This is a genomic window from Janthinobacterium silvisoli, assembly GCF_014200725.1.
Taxonomy (GTDB): domain Bacteria; phylum Pseudomonadota; class Gammaproteobacteria; order Burkholderiales; family Burkholderiaceae_D; genus Janthinobacterium.
Genome location: NZ_JACHCL010000009.1, coordinates 76,127 through 93,184 on the forward strand (window position 1 = coordinate 76,127; position 17,058 = coordinate 93,184).

Annotated in this window: 17 protein-coding genes; 8 read left to right on the forward strand and 9 right to left on the reverse strand. The window is 60.4% G+C overall.

The genetic code is table 11. The features are described 5' to 3' along the window. The first annotated feature begins 22 nt into the window (after nt 1-22). From pdxR to HDE75_RS25080, 6 genes are all read left to right on the forward strand, one after another. Complete coding sequence (pdxR, locus tag HDE75_RS25055) at nt 23-1,480, forward strand: MocR-like pyridoxine biosynthesis transcription factor PdxR (RefSeq protein WP_183682322.1); 1,458 nt, start codon at nt 23-25, stop codon at nt 1,478-1,480. 88 nt (nt 1,481-1,568) lie between these two features. Beyond that, on the forward strand, nt 1,569-2,273 hold the full coding sequence (gene lipB, locus HDE75_RS25060) for a lipoyl(octanoyl) transferase LipB (protein ID WP_183682325.1): 705 nt from the start codon (nt 1,569-1,571) through the stop codon (nt 2,271-2,273). Nucleotides 2,274-2,309: 36 nt separating this feature from the next. Further along, nucleotides 2,310-3,326 carry a lipoyl synthase gene (gene lipA, locus HDE75_RS25065; RefSeq protein WP_183682327.1) on the forward strand — a complete coding sequence of 339 codons (1,017 nt, stop codon included), beginning with the start codon at nt 2,310-2,312 and terminating at the stop codon, nt 3,324-3,326. A 143-nt stretch (nt 3,327-3,469) separates the two neighbouring features. Next, complete coding sequence (locus HDE75_RS25070) at nt 3,470-4,132, forward strand: uracil-DNA glycosylase (RefSeq protein WP_183682330.1); 663 nt, start codon at nt 3,470-3,472, stop codon at nt 4,130-4,132. A 544-nt stretch (nt 4,133-4,676) separates the two neighbouring features. Next, nucleotides 4,677-6,008: a carbohydrate porin gene (locus tag HDE75_RS25075; protein WP_260174382.1), complete on the forward strand. Its 1,332-nt coding sequence runs from the start codon at nt 4,677-4,679 to the stop codon at nt 6,006-6,008. 8 nt (nt 6,009-6,016) lie between these two features. Continuing rightward, complete coding sequence (locus HDE75_RS25080) at nt 6,017-7,690, forward strand: NRAMP family divalent metal transporter (RefSeq protein WP_183682334.1); 1,674 nt, start codon at nt 6,017-6,019, stop codon at nt 7,688-7,690. A 115-nt stretch (nt 7,691-7,805) separates the two neighbouring features. Here HDE75_RS25080 and HDE75_RS25085 read toward each other — a convergent pair whose 3' ends face one another. The 4 genes from HDE75_RS25085 to HDE75_RS25100 form a co-directional block, all read right to left on the reverse strand. Then, nucleotides 7,806-10,010 carry a TonB-dependent receptor gene (locus tag HDE75_RS25085; protein WP_183682337.1) on the reverse strand — a complete coding sequence of 735 codons (2,205 nt, stop codon included), beginning with the start codon at nt 10,008-10,010 and terminating at the stop codon, nt 7,806-7,808. A gap of 96 nt (nt 10,011-10,106) precedes the next feature. Beyond that, nucleotides 10,107-10,451 (reverse strand): hypothetical protein, encoded by a 345-nt coding sequence (locus HDE75_RS25090; RefSeq protein ID WP_183682340.1) that lies wholly within the window; start codon nt 10,449-10,451, stop codon nt 10,107-10,109. Between the two features lie 56 nt (nt 10,452-10,507). Next, complete coding sequence (locus tag HDE75_RS25095) at nt 10,508-11,341, reverse strand: helix-turn-helix transcriptional regulator (protein ID WP_221291997.1); 834 nt, start codon at nt 11,339-11,341, stop codon at nt 10,508-10,510. Further along, on the reverse strand, nt 11,331-11,879 hold the full coding sequence (locus tag HDE75_RS25100) for a YbhB/YbcL family Raf kinase inhibitor-like protein (RefSeq protein WP_183682343.1): 549 nt from the start codon (nt 11,877-11,879) through the stop codon (nt 11,331-11,333). Before HDE75_RS25100 ends, HDE75_RS25095 begins: the two co-directional genes overlap by 11 nt. A 244-nt stretch (nt 11,880-12,123) precedes the next feature. Here HDE75_RS25100 and HDE75_RS25105 point away from each other — a divergent pair, with 244 nt between their 5' ends. Together HDE75_RS25105 and HDE75_RS25110 are read left to right on the forward strand one after the other, a co-directional pair. Continuing rightward, nucleotides 12,124-13,281 carry a PepSY-associated TM helix domain-containing protein gene (locus HDE75_RS25105; protein ID WP_183682346.1) on the forward strand — a complete coding sequence of 386 codons (1,158 nt, stop codon included), beginning with the start codon at nt 12,124-12,126 and terminating at the stop codon, nt 13,279-13,281. Nucleotides 13,282-13,383: 102 nt separating this feature from the next. Further along, entirely contained in the window at nt 13,384-13,806 is a 423-nt protein-coding gene (locus tag HDE75_RS25110) for a PaaI family thioesterase (RefSeq protein WP_183682349.1), read from the forward strand. 2 nt (nt 13,807-13,808) lie between these two features. Here HDE75_RS25110 and HDE75_RS25115 read toward each other — a convergent pair whose 3' ends face one another. The 5 genes from HDE75_RS25115 to HDE75_RS25135 form a co-directional block, all read right to left on the reverse strand. Continuing rightward, entirely contained in the window at nt 13,809-14,504 is a 696-nt protein-coding gene (locus HDE75_RS25115; protein ID WP_183682352.1) for an anti-sigma factor, read from the reverse strand. Beyond that, entirely contained in the window at nt 14,501-15,091 is a 591-nt protein-coding gene (locus tag HDE75_RS25120) for a sigma-70 family RNA polymerase sigma factor (protein WP_183682356.1), read from the reverse strand. The genes HDE75_RS25115 and HDE75_RS25120 overlap by 4 nt, the downstream gene beginning before the upstream one ends. Before the next feature lie 98 nt (nt 15,092-15,189). Continuing rightward, a complete protein-coding gene (locus HDE75_RS25125; RefSeq protein ID WP_183682359.1) occupies nt 15,190-15,711 on the reverse strand; it encodes a TlpA disulfide reductase family protein in 522 nt (173 codons plus the stop codon). Between the two features lie 65 nt (nt 15,712-15,776). Further along, a complete protein-coding gene (locus HDE75_RS25130; protein WP_183682361.1) occupies nt 15,777-16,451 on the reverse strand; it encodes a BON domain-containing protein in 675 nt (224 codons plus the stop codon). After that, the gene (locus HDE75_RS25135) at nt 16,444-17,040 is read right to left on the reverse strand and encodes a phosphoheptose isomerase (RefSeq protein WP_183682364.1); all 597 of its coding nucleotides are present in this window, start codon (nt 17,038-17,040) and stop codon (nt 16,444-16,446) included. Before HDE75_RS25135 ends, HDE75_RS25130 begins: the two co-directional genes overlap by 8 nt. Between the last annotated feature and the right edge of the window lie 18 nt (nt 17,041-17,058).

Genomic DNA, 17,058 nt, shown 5'->3' on the forward strand with positions numbered 1-17,058 from the left:
CACTTGAGTGACCATCGCCATCATGCCACGAGGAAAATCACCGCTGGCGCTGGACTTGCCCCGTCCCGCCAACTGGCTGGACAAGGAAGGCGTCAGCAAACAAACGGGCGCTTATGAAGCGCTGCGTTCGGCCATCCTGGGCAAATTGCTGCCAGCCGGCAGCCGCTTGCCATCGAGCCGCACCCTGGCCGAACGCTGGCAAGTATCGCGCGGCACCATCGAAGCCGTGTTCGACCGCCTGCATGCGGAAGCCTATGTGACGCGCATCCCCGGTTCGGGCACCCGCGTGTGCGCCGTGGTGCCGGAACGTTTCCTGATGGCAGGATTTGAAGATGCCACCCCGGCCGGGCCATTTTCCGAGCCGGCACCGGTGTCCGATACGGGCGTGCGCGAGGGCTTGCCGTTCGTGGCGCGGCGCGCCGACGCCAGCCTGTTTCCCATGACGGCCTGGTCCAAATGTGCGACGCGGGCGCTGTTTGCCGCTACGCCAGAACAGCTGTGCAGCGACGATCCGGCTGGCGCGCCGGGCTTGCGCCGGCAAATCGCCGATTACCTGGGCAAGTACCGGGGCGTCAAATGCAGCCCGCAAGATATCGTGGTGACCACCGGCATCCGCCACGGTCTTGATTTGCTGGCGCGCAGCATCGTGCGGGCGGGCGACAAGGTTTGCCTGGAAGATCCCGGCTACCCGGCCGCGCGCACCCTGTTTGCCATGAGCGGCGCCCTGCCCGTCGATATTGCCGTCGATGCAGAAGGCATCGATTGCACGGCCCTGCGCCAGCATGCCGACGCCAGCCTGGTGTATGTGACGCCGGCGCACCAGTCCCCGCTGGGAGTGACCATGTCTGTCACGCGGCGCTTGGAATTGCTCGAATGGGCCAGCGATAGCGGCGCCTGGGTGGTGGAAGACGATTACGACAGCGAATTCAATTACCAGAGCGCCCCGCTGGCAGCCCTGAAGGCGCTGGATCAATACCAGCGCGTGGTGTATTGCGGCAGCTTCAACAAGACCTTGTTTACGGGCTTGCGCGTGGGTTTCATGGTGTTGCCGCCTGGCCTGCTCCCCCTGCTGCTGCGCACCCTGCAGGTAACGGGCCGCTCGGTGGGCATGACGGAACAGCTGGCGCTGGCCGCCTGGATGGAGGACGGCGCTTTCGTGCGCCACTTGCGCCAGGCGCGCCACGCCTACAAGGAAAGGCGCGATCTGCTACTGGCCTGCCTGGAGCGCGATGCGCCCGGTCGTTACACGATTTCCGGCCAGCAAGCAGGCTTTCATTGCATATTGTGGCTGCCGCCAGGCAGCGATGAACGGACATTTTGCGCCCAGGCCGCGCAGGCGGGCCTGGCGCTGCAGCCGCTCGGTGATTTTTGCCACGGTGTGAAACTGGCGCCGGCCGTGCTGATCGGCTATACGGCCCTGAGCCTGGCGCAAATACGCCATGCGACGCAAAAACTGGCCAGTTTGTTGGTCATCTATTAATGCTTTCGGGCGGTGAACCGCATGCTGCCCTGAAGTAATCGCTGGCCTGCTTTATAATCACGGCTACGCCGCCGACTACAGAGTTGTCATGACCACCACCCACACTGAAGCTGCGCTGATCCGCGAGCTCGGTCGCGTTGATTACGAACCGACCTTCGCCGCCATGCGGACCTTTACCGATGCCCGTACCACGGAAACACGCGATGAGCTGTGGATCGTCGAGCACCCGCCCGTATTTACGCTGGGCCTGGCGGCCGACCGCGGCCATTTGCTGGCGGGCGCCGATGCGATTCCCGTGGTGCAGACTGACCGTGGCGGTGAAGTCACTTTCCACGGTCCCGGCCAGGTGGTGATTTACCTGTTGATGGACTTGCGCCGCAACAAGCCGGGCGGCAAGCTGTATGCGCGCCAGTTCGTGCATAAAATCGAGCAAGCCATCATCAATGTGCTGGCGGCGTATAATCTTGCAGGCGAGCGCATCGATGGCGCGCCTGGCATTTATATCGCCGGCGGCCCGGATAAGGGTGCGAAGATCGCCGCGCTGGGCTTGAAAGTGCGCGGCAACGGCTGCACCTACCATGGTCTGTCGCTCAATGTGGCGATGGACCTGGCGCCGTTTTCCTGGATTAACCCCTGTGGTTATTCCGGTCTGAAAACGGTGGACATGCGCAGCATGGGCGTGGACGTGCCGCTGGCTGAAGTGCAGCGCGCGCTGGCCCATGAATTGACCGTATTACTCGATGTAAGCGAAGTGAATAGCGCCGCAGGCGCGCCTCAGGCAGTCGTTGCCTGAGCAAACAAACCAACACGCCCGCAAGGGTACGCAGCCATGACTTCTGAGACCATTTCCAGCAACGCCCCCGTCGCTACCGCCGCTCCCGTCTACAATCCGAGCGAAAAGCAAAAAGGCGCCAGCAAGACCTCGCGCATTCCGATCAAGATCATCCCGATCGAACAGATCGAGCGCCTGAAAAAGCCGGACTGGATCCGCGTCAAGGCTGCCTCCGCATCGACCCGTTTCTATGAAATCAAGGACGTGTTGCGCGAAAACAATCTGGTCACCGTGTGTGAAGAAGCCAGCTGCCCGAACATCGGCGAATGCTTCGGCAAGGGCACGGCCACCTTTATGATCATGGGCGACAAGTGCACGCGCCGCTGCCCGTTCTGCGACGTGGGCCATGGCCGCCCTGATCCGCTGGACAAGGAAGAGCCGGCGAACCTGTCGAAAACCATCGCCAAGCTGCGCCTGAACTACGTCGTCATCACCTCGGTCGACCGCGATGACTTGCGCGACGGTGGCGCCGGCCACTTCGTCGAGTGCATCCAGCAAACGCGCGCCCTGTCGCCCAACACCCGCATCGAAGTGCTGGTGCCCGACTTCCGTGGCCGCCTGGAAAAAGCCTTGCTGCTGTTCAAGGATGGCTTGCCTGACGTGATGAACCACAACCTGGAAACGGCGCCGCGCCTGTACAAGGAAGCGCGCCCCGGTTCGGACTATATGCACTCGCTGAAACTGCTGAAAGACTTCAAGGCCATGTACCCGGGCGTAAAAACCAAGTCCGGCATCATGGTTGGCCTGGGTGAAACCGACGAGGAAATCCTGCAAGTGATGCGCGACATGCGCGAGCACGACATCGACATGCTGACCATCGGCCAATACCTGGCCCCATCGAACAGCCACTTGCCAGTGCGCCGCTACGTGCACCCGGACGTGTTCAAGATGTTCGAAGCCGAAGCGTACAAGATGGGCTTCACCCACGCCGCCGTCGGCGCCATGGTGCGCAGCTCATACCATGCAGATGAACAGGCGCATAGCGCTGGCGTGGAATCGGCGCTCAATTTCTAAGTACCTGCGCCATATCAAGAGCCGCCCGCTGTATAGCAGGGCGGCTTTTTTTTGCCTGCCTGAATCGTTGGCAAACGCGCTTCCCTGCGGGCTATACTAAGGTGTTTGATTATCAGGATTGATAGATTAATACGGAGCTGGGCATGGACGTGCGCATCGAAGCCTCATGGAAAGCGCGGCTGCAGCCGCAATTTGAACAGCCGTACTGGGAAAATCTTGTCGCGCTCGTCAAGCAAGAGTACAAGGCGGGGCCGTGTTTCCCGCGCGGCAAGGATATCTTCCGTGCCTTTGATACGACGCCCTTCGATGCCGTCAAAGCCGTGATCCTGGGGCAAGACCCGTATCACACGCCGGGGGCGGCCATGGGCTTGTGTTTTTCTATTCCTGAAGGCAACCCTCCCCAGCCCAGCTTGCAAAACATCTTCAAGGAATTGCACAACGATCTCGGCCTGCAGCGCAGCCGCACGGATTTGTCGGACTGGGCCGAACAAGGCGTGTTTTTGCTCAACAGCGTGCTGACGGTGCGCGCCCGTGAGGCGGGATCGCATGCGGGCAAGGGCTGGGAAAAGTTGACGGACAGTGCGATCCACACCCTGTCCAACGAACGCGATAATCTGGTCTTCATTCTGTGGGGCGGCTATGCGCAAGCCAAGCGCAGCTTGATCGATGCCCGCAAGCATCGCATCCTGGCGGCGCCCCATCCTTCACCGCTGTCGGCACACCGAGGTTTCTTTGGCAGCAAGCCGTTCAGCCAGGCCAATGACTACCTGGTGTCAAAAGGAAAAAGTCCAATCAGCTGGGCTTGAGCGGGCTTCCGGTTTGCTCCGCAGGCGGTCACGGTAGCGGCCTGGACAACACTGGTCAACCAAAGATCCTGCGTATTTTCAAAAGCTTTCTTAAGCTGTCCACGCGCCGCAACGCGACAGTATCGATCTCATTTGTTTCGGCTTTTTGCGCTTGACGCAGGAAATGGCGCTGCCTACACTCGCCCTGTTTTCACTTTCATGGAGTCCTTGCGTGGGCGCTAGTTCCGATTGTAGTTGTTGCCAAACATTGTATTTGGTCCGGTCCCGGTAAGATTCCGCAAGCACAACCTTGCCACTATCTTGCCGTCGGCGGATGGTGGTATCCCTATCTGCGCGCAGCCTGTCGCGCCGATTCTGCTTACTCCCACTACATATATTGATTGCCAGGTCTTCGGTGCTTATCCGAGGCCCCGGCACGACCTGATACCGCCCGGCTTTCCCGGCTGAGCGGCTGTGATGCGGCGCGCGCCGCAGGCACGCTGTCGGGCTGCGCGAACGGTGAACCGATGCCTGGCTTCCATGTTTATACACAGAGGAGTTAGCCATGTTTCAAAACAAAAAGAAGGTCGCCATCGTTTTCCTGCTGGGGCGTTTTCTGTATATGCCACTGTCGCTGCATGCGCAGGAAACCATGCCCGATGAAAACTGGAACGCAAACTTCCAGACTACGTATCTGTGGCAGCACAAGGATGCGTTTTCCGCGCCGTACTCGGGCGACAACAGCCTGATGCCCGGGCGTGAAAAATCGTACTCGCTGACCGCGACCGCTTATTTCGGCTACCGGCCGTGGCATGGCACGGAGCTGTATTTCAATCCGGAAATGATCCAGGCGGTGCCGTTTTCCGATCTGCATGGTCTGGGAGGGCTGACCAATAGCGAGCAGCAAAAGACCAGCGGCCCGACCCCGACGTTTTATCGGGCGCGCTTGTACCTCAAGCAAACTTTTGATCTTGGCGGTGGCCAGGATGCGGTCGCATCGGGCGCCAACCAGCTGGCCGGTATGGTCGACCGGCGCCGTCTGGTGATTACCGTGGGCAATATGAGCATCATCGATATCTTCGACAACAATAGCTATGCGCATGATCCGCGCACGCAATTTACCAACTGGGCCTTGCTGACCCACGGCGCCTTCGATTATGCAGCCGATGCGCGCGGCTACACCTGGGGCGCTGCCGCCGAGTATTACGACGGCGACTGGGCGTTTCGTGCCGGCCGCTACCTGGTGCCGGTGATCGCCAATGGCCAGCCGCTCGATACCCGCTACGGCCGGCTGCATGGCGATCAAGTTGAAATCGAGCGCGACTATGCCTTGGGCAGCCAATCGGGCAAGCTGAGGCTGATGGCTTTCCGCAACCATGAAATCATGGGCAGTTTCAATGATGCCATCGCAGCCGCTGCCCTGACCGGCGGAATTCCTTCCGTGATGGATGTACGCAAGGAGCAAAACAAGATCGGTTATGGCCTTAGCCTGGAACATGCGCTGCGCCCCGATGTGGGCCTGTTCGCCCGCGCCAGCTGGAACGATGGGCAGACCGAAACCTATTCCTTCACCGAGATCGAGCGTTCGCTGAGCGGCGGCGTGTCGCTCAGCGGCAGCCGCTGGCATCGGCCCAAGGATACCTTCGCCGTGGCGTATGCCGAAAATGGCTTGAGCCAGGCGCACCGCGATTATCTGGCGCTGGGCGGGCTCGGCGGTTTCATCGGCGATGGCCGGCTCAATTACAAGCCTGAACAGATCATGGAGCTGTATTACAACCTGAACCTGACAGGCTTTACTTCGCTGATGCTGGGTTTTCAGCACATCAACAATCCCGGCTATAACACCGACCGCGGTCCGGTGAATGTCGACACTGTCCGGCTGCATGCCGAATTCTGAGGTGCATCATGTCCCACACTTTACTCAAGCAAGTTCCCCCCTCGCCCGCCTCTGCCCATTCCTATGCCGGCGCCGTCCTGGACGAAGCCCATGTCGGAGATATCCATGGCGCTTTCGGTTCCATCGGCGCCCATGACCATGCGCCGCGCCGCACCTGGTGGGCCAAATTCAAGACCCTGCTGGCGATACTCGGCCCCGGCCTGATCGTGATGGTGGGTGACAATGACGCCGGCGCTTTCGGCACCTATACCCAGGCGGGTCAAAACTATGGCACCACCTTGCTGTGGACCTTGCTGATGCTCATTCCGGTGCTCTATATCAACCAGGAAATGGTGCTGCGCCTGGGCGCGGTGACTGGCGTCGGCCATGCACGCCTGATCTTTGAGCGCTTCGGCAAATTCTGGGGCGCGTTCAGCGTGATCGATCTGTTCGTGCTCAATGCCTTGACCATCGTCACGGAATTCATCGGCATCAGTCTCGGCCTCGACTACCTGGGCGTATCGAAACTGTGGGGGCTGGTGGCGGCCGCCATCATCATCATGGGCGTGGCGACCACCGGTAATTTCCGGCGCTTCGAACGCTTCGCCATGCTGCTGGTCTTTGGAAGCCTGCTGCTGGTGCCGGTGGTGCTGATGATACATCCGCCGGTCGGGCAAATGGCGCATGACTTGCTGATACCTGGCTTGCCGCCGGGCAGTAAGTTAAGCGAAGTGATGTTGCTGATCATCGCGATTGTCGGCACCACCGTGGCGCCCTGGCAACTGTTCTTCCAGCAAAGCTATGTCATCGACAAGCGCATCACGCCGCGCTTCATCAAATATGAACGGATCGATTTGTGGCTGGGCATCGTGATCGTCATCGTCGGCGCGGCCGCGATGATGGCGTTTTGCGCGCAGACCTTTGGCGGGCGTCCCGAGTTCGGCAACTTCGTCGATGCCGGTGCGGTGGCCCATGGCATCGAGAAATATTATGGCCGTCTGCCCGGCGTCCTGTTTGCGCTGGCCCTGATCGACGCCAGCATCATCGGCGCGTCGGCGGTATCGCTGTCGAGCGCTTATGCCCTGGGCGATATCTTGTCGTTGAAACATTCGCTGCACCGCAAGGCCGGCGATGCCAAGGGTTTTTATGCCGTGTACTGCGGCTTGATCGCGATCGCGGCGGCGCTGGTCTTGACGCCGGGCGTGTCGCTGGGCCTGCTGACGAATATGGTGCAAACCCTGGCCGGCGTATTGTTGCCGGGCGCCACCGTGTTCTTGCTACTGCTCTGCAATGACAAGCAAGTCCTCGGCCCGTGGGTCAATTCGCGGCTGATCAATTACGGCGCCGGCGCCATCGTCGCAGCGCTGGTGATGATGTCGATCATCCTGACCGCGTCGGTCTTGTTCCCCAGCATTTCCGGTACCCAGATCGTCTGGATACTGGTCTCAGGCAGCTTGCTGACGGCTGCGTCGGCGATCGGCGTGAAATGGTTCGAAAAGCGGCGTGGCGTGGTCGATGTGCAGCAGAGCGCCATCGACAAGAGCTTGCGCGACAGCTGGCGCATGCCGCCGATCGAGCAATTGCAACCGGCCCAGATCAGCTTGCTGAACCGCTTGTGGATGGCGGCCTTGCGCGGCTATCTGATCATTGCGGCCTTGATGCTGATGTTCAAGATGGTCCAGCTGGTGTTTGGCGCCGAATAGGCCAGGCAAACCGGACGAACATAAAAAAAGGACGCCAGATGGCGTCCTTTTCATCACGGTAATCACAGTTGCCAGGCGAGCGCTCTGTAGCCCCGCCTGGCGTCGCTGTCCTTGATTAGAAGCTGGTCGACAAGCCTGCGTACAGGCTACGGCGTGCGCCGTATTGCGGTGCTCCTACGCCCACGCCGGAACCGTCGCGCAGCAGATACGATTTATCAAACAGGTTGATCAGGGCCAAGCGGCCTTCGACCTTGCCCACAGGCGTGTTTTTCCACGTGTGGGTCAGTGCTGCATTGACCGTGAAGTAATGCGGCAAGTGGCCCGAGTTCGGCGCCGCGCCGTCCGGTGTATCGCGCAAGCCGCTGCCGTACAGGAAGTCAGTACTTACTTGCGAATCGCCGAAGTGGTAATGCGCACCGCCCGACATGGTGTAGGTTTGGTCGTGGTCGAGGTAGATATAGTTTTTGCTGATGTAAGCAAGCTCATCCGCACCGAACAGCGATTGACCCGAGATGATGTTGCGGCCTTGCGCTTTTTGCGTGCTGGCGTTCAGGAAGGCGCCCCAGTTTTTCTCGCTATAGATGGCCGACAATTCCAGGCCCTTGGCATAGCCTTCGGCATAGTTGAATGGCGACAAGATCAGCGCCTGGCCAAACTGGCCTTCGTCGAGCAGGTTGGTGATTTTCTTGTAGTACACGTCTGCCGTCACCGTCAGCTTGGAAGTGACTTGGTGGCTGATGCCGACGTCATAGTAATGCGTGCGTTCGGCCTTGACGTTGTCCGAGGTCGGCACCGCTGGCGCATTGGTCGTGTTCGCATACAGGTCGATACTGCTTTGCGCTGCCAGTTCTTGTGGTGGCGGCGTGAAGTAGCGCGAGTAGCCGGCGTGCAGGGCCGTGCCAGGCGCGACCTGGTAAGCCAGGTTGACGCGCGGGCTCCATTGCTGTTCGCTGGTGAAGGCCGAGACTTTATCGAAGCGGGCGCCATAGTTCAGGGTCAGCGGCTTGCTGATATGCCATTCATCCTGCAGGTAGAAACTGGCCAGCGTGCCCGTCTTGCCGCTGTTGTCGACGATGGTGGTCGGCGTGGTCGAGTTTTGCGAGCCGTCGTCGCCGGTCGTGAATACGCCCACCGTGTTGTTGCTGATGGTTTTTTGGCGCGTGTAAGCCAGGCCGGTGCGCAGCGTATGGGTCGGATTGAGTTTATAGCTGAGGTCGAACTGGGCGCCCGAAGCGCTGTTCGAGCGCAGCGTGTCGGACGCCACGCCGTTATAGATCAGGTCGCCGATCGGGTCTGGCGTGAAATGCAATTCCGAATACTGGTGGAAAGCCGATACCTGGTAGTTCAGGTCGCCCAGGCTCTTTTGCAGCGACAGCACCAGGAAACGGTTCACTTCGCGCTGGTTTTCATTGAGCTGCGACGATGGCAGGGTGGACGTACCGGCAGCGGCATCGCTCTGGCCAGCCAGCGAGAAGCCTGGCGCCTGGTCCGGATTGTTTGGAATCTGGAAGCGGCCGTTGTAGGTGCCAAACATGGCGCCCAGGCGCGTATTGTCATCGAGGAAATACGACAGGCTGCCGAACGATTTGTTCCGGCGCGTCTTGTCATGCAAGGGGCTACGCGTCGGTTGTGGATTTTCCACGCCGATCGAGTTGCCCAGATAGCTGCCCGACAGATAGTAGTTGAACTTGCCTACGCTGCCAAAAAATTCAGCACTAGGCTCGACGTAGTTGTTGCTGCCGACCAGGACGCCGACCCTGCCGCCTGGTGTCACGCCACCTTCCTTGGTTTCAATGTCGACGATGCCAGCCGTGCGCAGGCCGAACTGGGCAGGCAAGGCGCCCGTGACGAAATCCGTGTTGGCGACCAAACGCGTATCGATCGATTGGCCGAAACCGGAGATGCTTTCTGGCAACTGTACGCCATTGATACGGTATTGCACGTTTGCATGATCGTCGCGCACGTGCAGCGCACCGGAACCCTTGGAGTCTTGCGACACGCCTGGCAGGCGCAGCAGCACTTCATTGAATGGCGTGTTATCGCCCTGGCCCAGCATATTCACCATGTGGCTATCGATGCTGTAGACAGTGGTGCCGATCTTCGGTGATAACTCGATGCGGGCGCTCTTCAAATGGGCCGAAGTGACTTCGACTGTTTGCATGTCCTGCGGTGCGGCGGTTGCTGACGTATCGGCGCTGGCATCGGCAGACGAACTGAGGTCGGCTGCGGGCGCTGGGGCAACATCGGCTGCATAGGCGGAAACGGAAAACAGGCTGGCAAGGGCGAGCGACAGCGCGCTCAAACGTGGAGTGTGTTGCATGGAAAACCTCAAAAATAGTCAACGCCAGACGATGCCTGCGGCGCGCGTAGACGCGGCCTGGCGTTGCCTGAAAAAAAAGAAAAAACAGCGTGGGAACTACAAGGAGATTGACGGCGGGCCGCGCACGGGCGGCAGCAACAGGGGAATGGCGGGTGTCAGCGTGACTGGCACGACGGCCAGCAAGCGGTAGGGTAATAGTTGGGCGACCGGTTCAAGAACGACCGGTGGCACGGTCAGGTCGGCGACCTTGTCGATGACGGTGGCGCACAGCGTGCAATCTTCGGCTGCCAGTGCACTCTTGTGCAAATGCGTGACAGCGGTCGACAGCAGGAACACCAGCGCCAGTGCGCTGAACATGGCCAGGCACACGCGCCATGGCGCAATCGCGAAGCGGGACTTCGCGTGGCTGGCTGGTTTTCGGTGTGGCTGGCGGATAGACATGAGCGAATAGTAGCAAGAAAACCCCTATCCTGTCATCTTGTTGCAATTAACTTGCTTTAGACTGTGGCCCGCAGGTCGCGGGGCGATAGGCCATACCGCTGGCGGAAGCGCGCGGCAAAACGCGAAGCGGAAGCGTAACCGCAGGCGGCGGCGATGTCGCCTATCGGAGAGATGCCAGCTTGCAACTCTTGCAGCGCCATCCCCAGGCGCACATCGTCGAGGATGTCGCGGAAATGTCTATGCTCCAGGGCAAGCTGGCGCCGCAGGGTCGATGCCCCCAGCTTTAACTGGGCCGCCACCCTGGGCACGCTCCAGTCGGCCGCAGGATCGAGCAGCAGCACTTGCTGCACCCGCGCCGCCAGTGGATCGCGGCGGTCCATCAGCAGTGGCCCGCAATGGCCAGCCAGCGCCAATACCAGCAACAAACCTTCCGCCTGGTGCGCTTGCAGGGCAGGCGGCGCGCCATTCGCCAGGCTGGCCATCAATTGGTCCCAGGCCAGCGCTGCGTGGGTATCAAGCGGTACGCACAGGCTGGCCGTGGCCGCCTGGCGCAGCTGGCCATCGATCAAGCCGCCATGGCGGGAGCGGAAACGGGCGATCAGGGCCGGTGAAAAACTGACCACTTCCGCCAGATAACCGTGGCTGCCAGGCAAATTGGCCACGCCCAGTTCTTGCCCGGCCGGCATCAATACCAGCTCGCTAGTGCTGGCGCGCAGTTGGCGCTCTCCCCATTCGAGCAACTTTTCGCCCTGCCGTATGCGGCACAAGCTGGTCTGGAATACGGGCACCCGGCGCAAGTTTTGCGCACGGCGCGCCTCGATGGTGCCGCGCGCGATGCGCAGCTCGCTCAAGGCGACTTCCTGCATGTCGGTGACGGGCTTATCGGCCATACACTGGCGTGATGCGGGCCTTGCCCAGCGCATTGGCGTTGAGCATATAGCCAAGCATGGCGGCGCTGGCTTGCTGGTCCAGCGGCAGCTTGTCCACTTTCAAGGCCCACACGGTGATCTGGTAGCGGTGCGGCTTGTCGCCGGCCGGTGGGCAGGCGCCGCCAAAGGCGTTGTTGCCATAATCATTGCGGCCTTGCACTGCGCCAGCGGGCAAGGTGGCGGCCGTTGCGCCGTGCGGCAAGGATGAGGTGGCCGCTGGCAAGTTGAACACGCCCCAGTGCCACCAGCCGCTGCCGGTAGGCGCATCCGGGTCGTAGACGGTAACGGCGAAACTCTTGGTGCCGGCCGGCGCATGTTGCCACGCCAGTTGCGGCGCCAGGTTGCCGCCCGAGCAGCCAAAACCTTCGTAGACTTGCGCGCTGCCCATCATCTTGCCATCGGCTACATCGTCGCTGCTGACGGTGAAGGCGGGGGCGGCTTGCACGCCAGCGTGGAGGATGAGGCCAGCGATGGCGGCCAGGAGTGTGGTGTGTTTCATGGTATTCCCTTTCAGTAAAGTATAAGGGAAAGTGTATGCCGCGCCAGCAGTCGCCATGATGCCGATCCGCTCGTCTATAGTGCAGAAACGCTCAAAAACCTCTATTTTTGATTTATTTCAGGGCGTTTGTGTACTGTTTTTGCTTAGCTCATCGCCATTGATTGATAACGATACGCATTCGCGTGCTTTCATGCTATCGTTCCGCAGCCAAAAATTTCCTTTCTACCTGTCAAGAAATCGCGCCATGTCCAAACGCCTGAGCAAGTTGTTGATCGGCAAGCTGCACCTGTATGCCGGCCTGTGGTTCGGCGCCCTGTTCGTCTTGCTGGGTTTGACCGGTTCGGCGATTGCCTGGATGCCGGAACTCGATACCTGGCTCAATCCCACACTCTTGCAAGCGAGCAAACCGGCCCAGGGCCAGGTGTTCCAGGTGACGCCCGCTACGGTGCAAACCGTGGTCGACCGGCTCACGGCCGACCCTGCCTACGGCAAGCCCAGCCAGATCAATCCGCCGTCAGACGAGCACGATGTCTACGTGGCCAGCTATCGCCAGAAGGGCAAACCCGACGCCTTCCAGGTCGCCATCGTGCGCCAGGTGATGGTCGACCCCTACACCCTGCAAGTGAAGGGCGAGCGCGAATGGGGCCGTTTCGGCCTGTCGCGTCCGCTCTTGATGTCAGGCATGTTCCATTTGCACCGCTATCTGCTGACGGGCGACGTGGGCAAGACGATTACCGGTATTTCCGGCGTGGTCTTGCTGTTGATGGCGCTGAGCGGCATCTGGCTGTGGTGGCCGCGCCTGCAGTGGAAAGCCATCCGGCGCGCGCTGACGGTGTCGCATGGCGGTTCCTGGCCCCGTTTCAATTACACCTTCCACAAGGCGGCCGGCTTTGTTGCCGCGCCCGTGCTGGCGCTGCTGGCCTTTTCCGGCATTTATTTCAATTTGCCGCAATTGGTCGTGCCGGTGGTCGGCATGGTGTCGGGCGTGATCGACAAGGATAAGCTCAGCAATGTGAGCCAGCATGGTCCCGCGATCAGCGTGGCCGAGGCCATGTCGGCTGCGCAGCAACTGTATCCGCACGGACAAGTGTCGCGCATCGCCTTGCCGGCCAAGCCGAACGTGCCCTATGACATAAGAGTGCGCCAGCCAGACGAAATCGCCCAGGGCGATGGCGCCACGCGCATTACGCTCGACTCGCGCAGCGGCCAGACCTTGCGTATCAGCGACCCTTTGACGGCCTCGGCGGGCGAACGTTTCCTGGGCTGGCAATTCCCCTTGCACTCGGGCCAGGCTTTTGGCGTGGTGGGACGCAGCATCATCATGGTGTTTGGGCTGATGCCGCTGGCGTTCCTGCTGACTGGCAGCATGATCTGGTGGAAGCGGCGGCGCAGCCGGAAATAAGCGTTGGCGCAAGCCTGGTCGGAAAAATTGCTATCATCGTAGTAATTTCGGCCAGCCTGGCTGTCCGGAGACTACTGACGATAACAAGCATAGAGAGAGACCATGAGCAATCCCGACATTACCCTGGAAGTACTCAATGAACGCGGCATCGGCCGCCTGCCCGGCCACCTGGGCATCGTCATCACCTCGGTCGGCGATGGCCAGCTGACGGCGGAATTGCCGGTCTTGCCGCATTTGCTGGCGCCGAATGGCTATCTGCACGCCGGCAGCGTGGTGACCCTGGCCGACACAGCATCCGGTTATGGCTGCATCGCCAACCTGCCCGAAGGCGCCAGCAACTTTACCACCATCGAACTCAAATCGAACCACCTGGGCACGGCCCGCGACGGCACCATCATCTGCACTGCCAAAGTCGAACACAAAGGCCGCAATACCCAAGTGTGGGATGCCGTGGTGAAAAGCAAGGAAACGGGCAAGACAATTGCCCTGTTCCGCTGCACGCAGATGATTCTGTATCCGAAGTAAGCTTAAATTTTTACCCAGTTACCTTTATACAAGATCGGCCCCGTCGGTCCATCCGGATTCGGCGAGCCGCCCTTCGGTTCCAGGGTGACCGCCAGCAGGGCCACGTCGTTGCCGATGGCGCGCTGGTTCAGGGCCAGTTTTACACTGCCCTTGTCGGCCAGCAAGCCCAACGAGCGCGGGTTGCCGCTCTTCGGCACGGCCCACAGTTCCAGGTCGCGATCAGCAGGCACGGGTGCGTTGCCGACCATGCGCACTTCCAGCGCGCCGTGGCGGCTGTCAGCCGTCAGCAGCAGGGCGGTCTGCGCTTTCTCATCGGTCAGGCTGGCCACATAGTTAATTTGCGGCGCTTCGAGCAGACGCGTGGCCACCACGATCACCAGCAGGGCCGCGATGGCGCTCGACGCCATGCCGAGCGAGCGCCAGAATGACAGCGAATCGCGCCACAGTGCCCAACCACCTTGCGGCGCCAGGTGCAAGCGCTGCTCGATCTGCTTCCAGACCCGTTTTGGCGGCGCCACCGGCGTGGCAAATTCCGCCATCGGCTCCAGGCGCTGGCGCCATTCGGCCGTGATATTGCGCAAGTCGGCGTCATTGTGCAGCCAGCCTTCAAAACGGCGCCGCGCGCCGCCCTTCAAGGTGCCCAGCACGTATTCGGAAGCCAGTTTCTGGCGCAGCGTATCGTTGCCGCGGATATTCATGAGGCCTCCCGTTTCGCCAGGCACGTGCGCAGCCGCTCAAGGCTGCGCCGTATCCACGTCTTCACGGTACCGATTGGCAGCGACATCTGCTGCGCCACTTCGCTATGCGACAGGTCATGGTAATACGCGAGCGCGACCACCTGCCGGTGCAGCCCTTCCAGGGCCGACATGCAAAACGCCAGCGCCTTGGCATCGCCGCTCAGCTGCAGCGACTCTATCGGCGTGGCCTGGGGATCTCGTAGTGCATTCATGACTTCGCTATCAAACTGTTCGGCATCGATTTCCACTGTGTCGTCGCTGCGGCGCAGCACATCGAACGCCTTGTTGCGCACGATGGTGGCCATCCAGGTCATCGGCGCCGCCAGATGGCTCTGGTAGGCGGCGGCGTTGTTCCAGATCGCGACGAAACCCTCTTGCAAGGCTTCTTCAGCAAGCTCTTGCTTATGCAATATACGCAGCGCGAAGCCAAACAGTTTCGATGATGTGGATTGATACAGCAGACGGAACGCGGAAGCGTCCTTGTTGCCGGCGGCGAGTAGCCAGGTTTTGAGTTGTTGCGGGTCGAGCGTTTGGGCGTCGGAGGACACGGCTGGCCTTCACAAGATGAACGGAAATCAAGCAGAGGCAGGTTATAACAACTTTGCAATACTTAGCAACAAAGTTTTCTGCAGTGTTTCACTGTGCCTCAACCCGCCAGCGCCGATTCCAGCAATTTGTGCAGTTCCGCAAATTCCGGCTTGCCCACATAGCGCTTGAGTATCTTGCCCTGCTTGTCGAGCACGAACGTGGTCGGCGTGAGGGCCACGTCGCCATAGGCCTTGGCCGCATCGCCCGTCACGTCGAGCGCTACCTTGAATGGCAGCTGGCGCGTTTCGGCGAAATTGAGCACGTAGTTGGCGGGGTCGTACTTCATGGCAACGGCCACGAATTCCAGGCCTTGCCCCTTGTACTTGTTGTACGTATCGACCATTTCCGGCATTTCCGCCACGCAAGTGGTGCAGGAGGTGGCCCAGAAATTGACCATCACCACCTTGCCGCGCAGGCTGGCCGAAGTAATGGTGTCGCCCTGTATGGTGTGGAAACTCACATCGGGTGCGCTTTGTTTCTTGCTGACCGACGCATACGCTGCCGCCGCCACGCCGGCCACGAGCACGGCGATGAGGGCTGGCTTGAGCCAGGACTTGGTGGCAGGAGTCGGTGTTGACATAGTTTTCACACAAGATGCGGGATGATACGGCCATTATATCGCCGTATCGCAATGATTGCTGCAGACTAGCTGGCCGTATTGCTGCTCGTGCTTTTTTGCGGCGGATCCGGTTGCAATTGCTTCAGTTCCGCTTCCGTGATGTAGTCGAACACCTTGACCACTTTTTGCACGCCGCCCACGCCGCGCGCCACATCGGCTGCGACCGTGCCTTCGCGCTGGGTCACGCGGCCCATCAGGAAGACGGTGGCGTTTTCGGTCACCACCTTGAACGAGGCGGCAGAAATGGTTTTCATGTCCACCAGGCTAGCCTTGACCTTGGTGGTGATCAAGGTGTCGTTGGTGCGCGAAGTGTAGCTGGCGGGGCCGGCAATGATCAGCTCATTGTCTACCGATTGCACGCCTTCGATGCCGCGTACTTCGTTCTCGACGGCACGTTTCATCGCTTCATCGCGCACTTCGCCCGTCAGCAGGACGCGGCGGTTGAAGCTGGTGACGTTCACATGGCCGATATCGCCGACGATGGCGGGGATGCGCGATTCGCCTTTCAATGCGATCGACTTGTCTTCGGTCTGGGCGCCCAGGGTGCGGCGGTCTGACGCGGCGACGCCACCCATCACTGCGCCGCCAACCATCAGTTCGATGCAGCCGGTGAGTGAGGTCATCATGGCGCCGCACAAGAGTGCGGTCGCCAGCGGGCGTTGTACGCGTTTCCAGCCTGGGCCAGTACCGAATTTAGTCATTCACATCTCCTCCGAACAAAGCAACGTCGATGCCGTCGCAAATGCAGTGTATGGTTGTCAAATGTACTTCCTGGATACGTGCCGTGCGCGAGGCCGGTACGCAGATATGCACGTCGGCGTCGGTCAGCATCTTGCCGATGGCGCCGCCGTCCTTGCCCGTCAGTGCTACGACGCGCATTTCGCGCTCAAGCGCCGCTTCCACGGCTGCCATCACGTTGGCCGAATTGCCCGACGTCGAGATGGCCAGCAAGATATCGCCAGCCTGGCCAAATGCCTGCACTTGCTTGGAGAAAATCTCGCGGTAGCTGTAATCGTTGGCGACAGCCGTCATGATCGAGGTGTCCGTGGTCAGCGCCAGCGCCGGCAGTGGAAAACGTTCGCGCTCGAAACGGCCCACCAGCTCAGCAGCAAAGTGCTGGCAGTCGGCCGCTGAACCTCCATTGCCGCAGGCGAGAATCTTGTTGCCATTGGACAATGCGGAAAACATCAGCTCGATCGCTTGTGCAATCGGTTGTGCCAGTACCGTAGCGGCCTGGATCTTGAGTTCGGCACTTTCGTGGAAGTGCGAGAGGATGCGTTGATTATTCATAGTCTGCCGATTATAGTG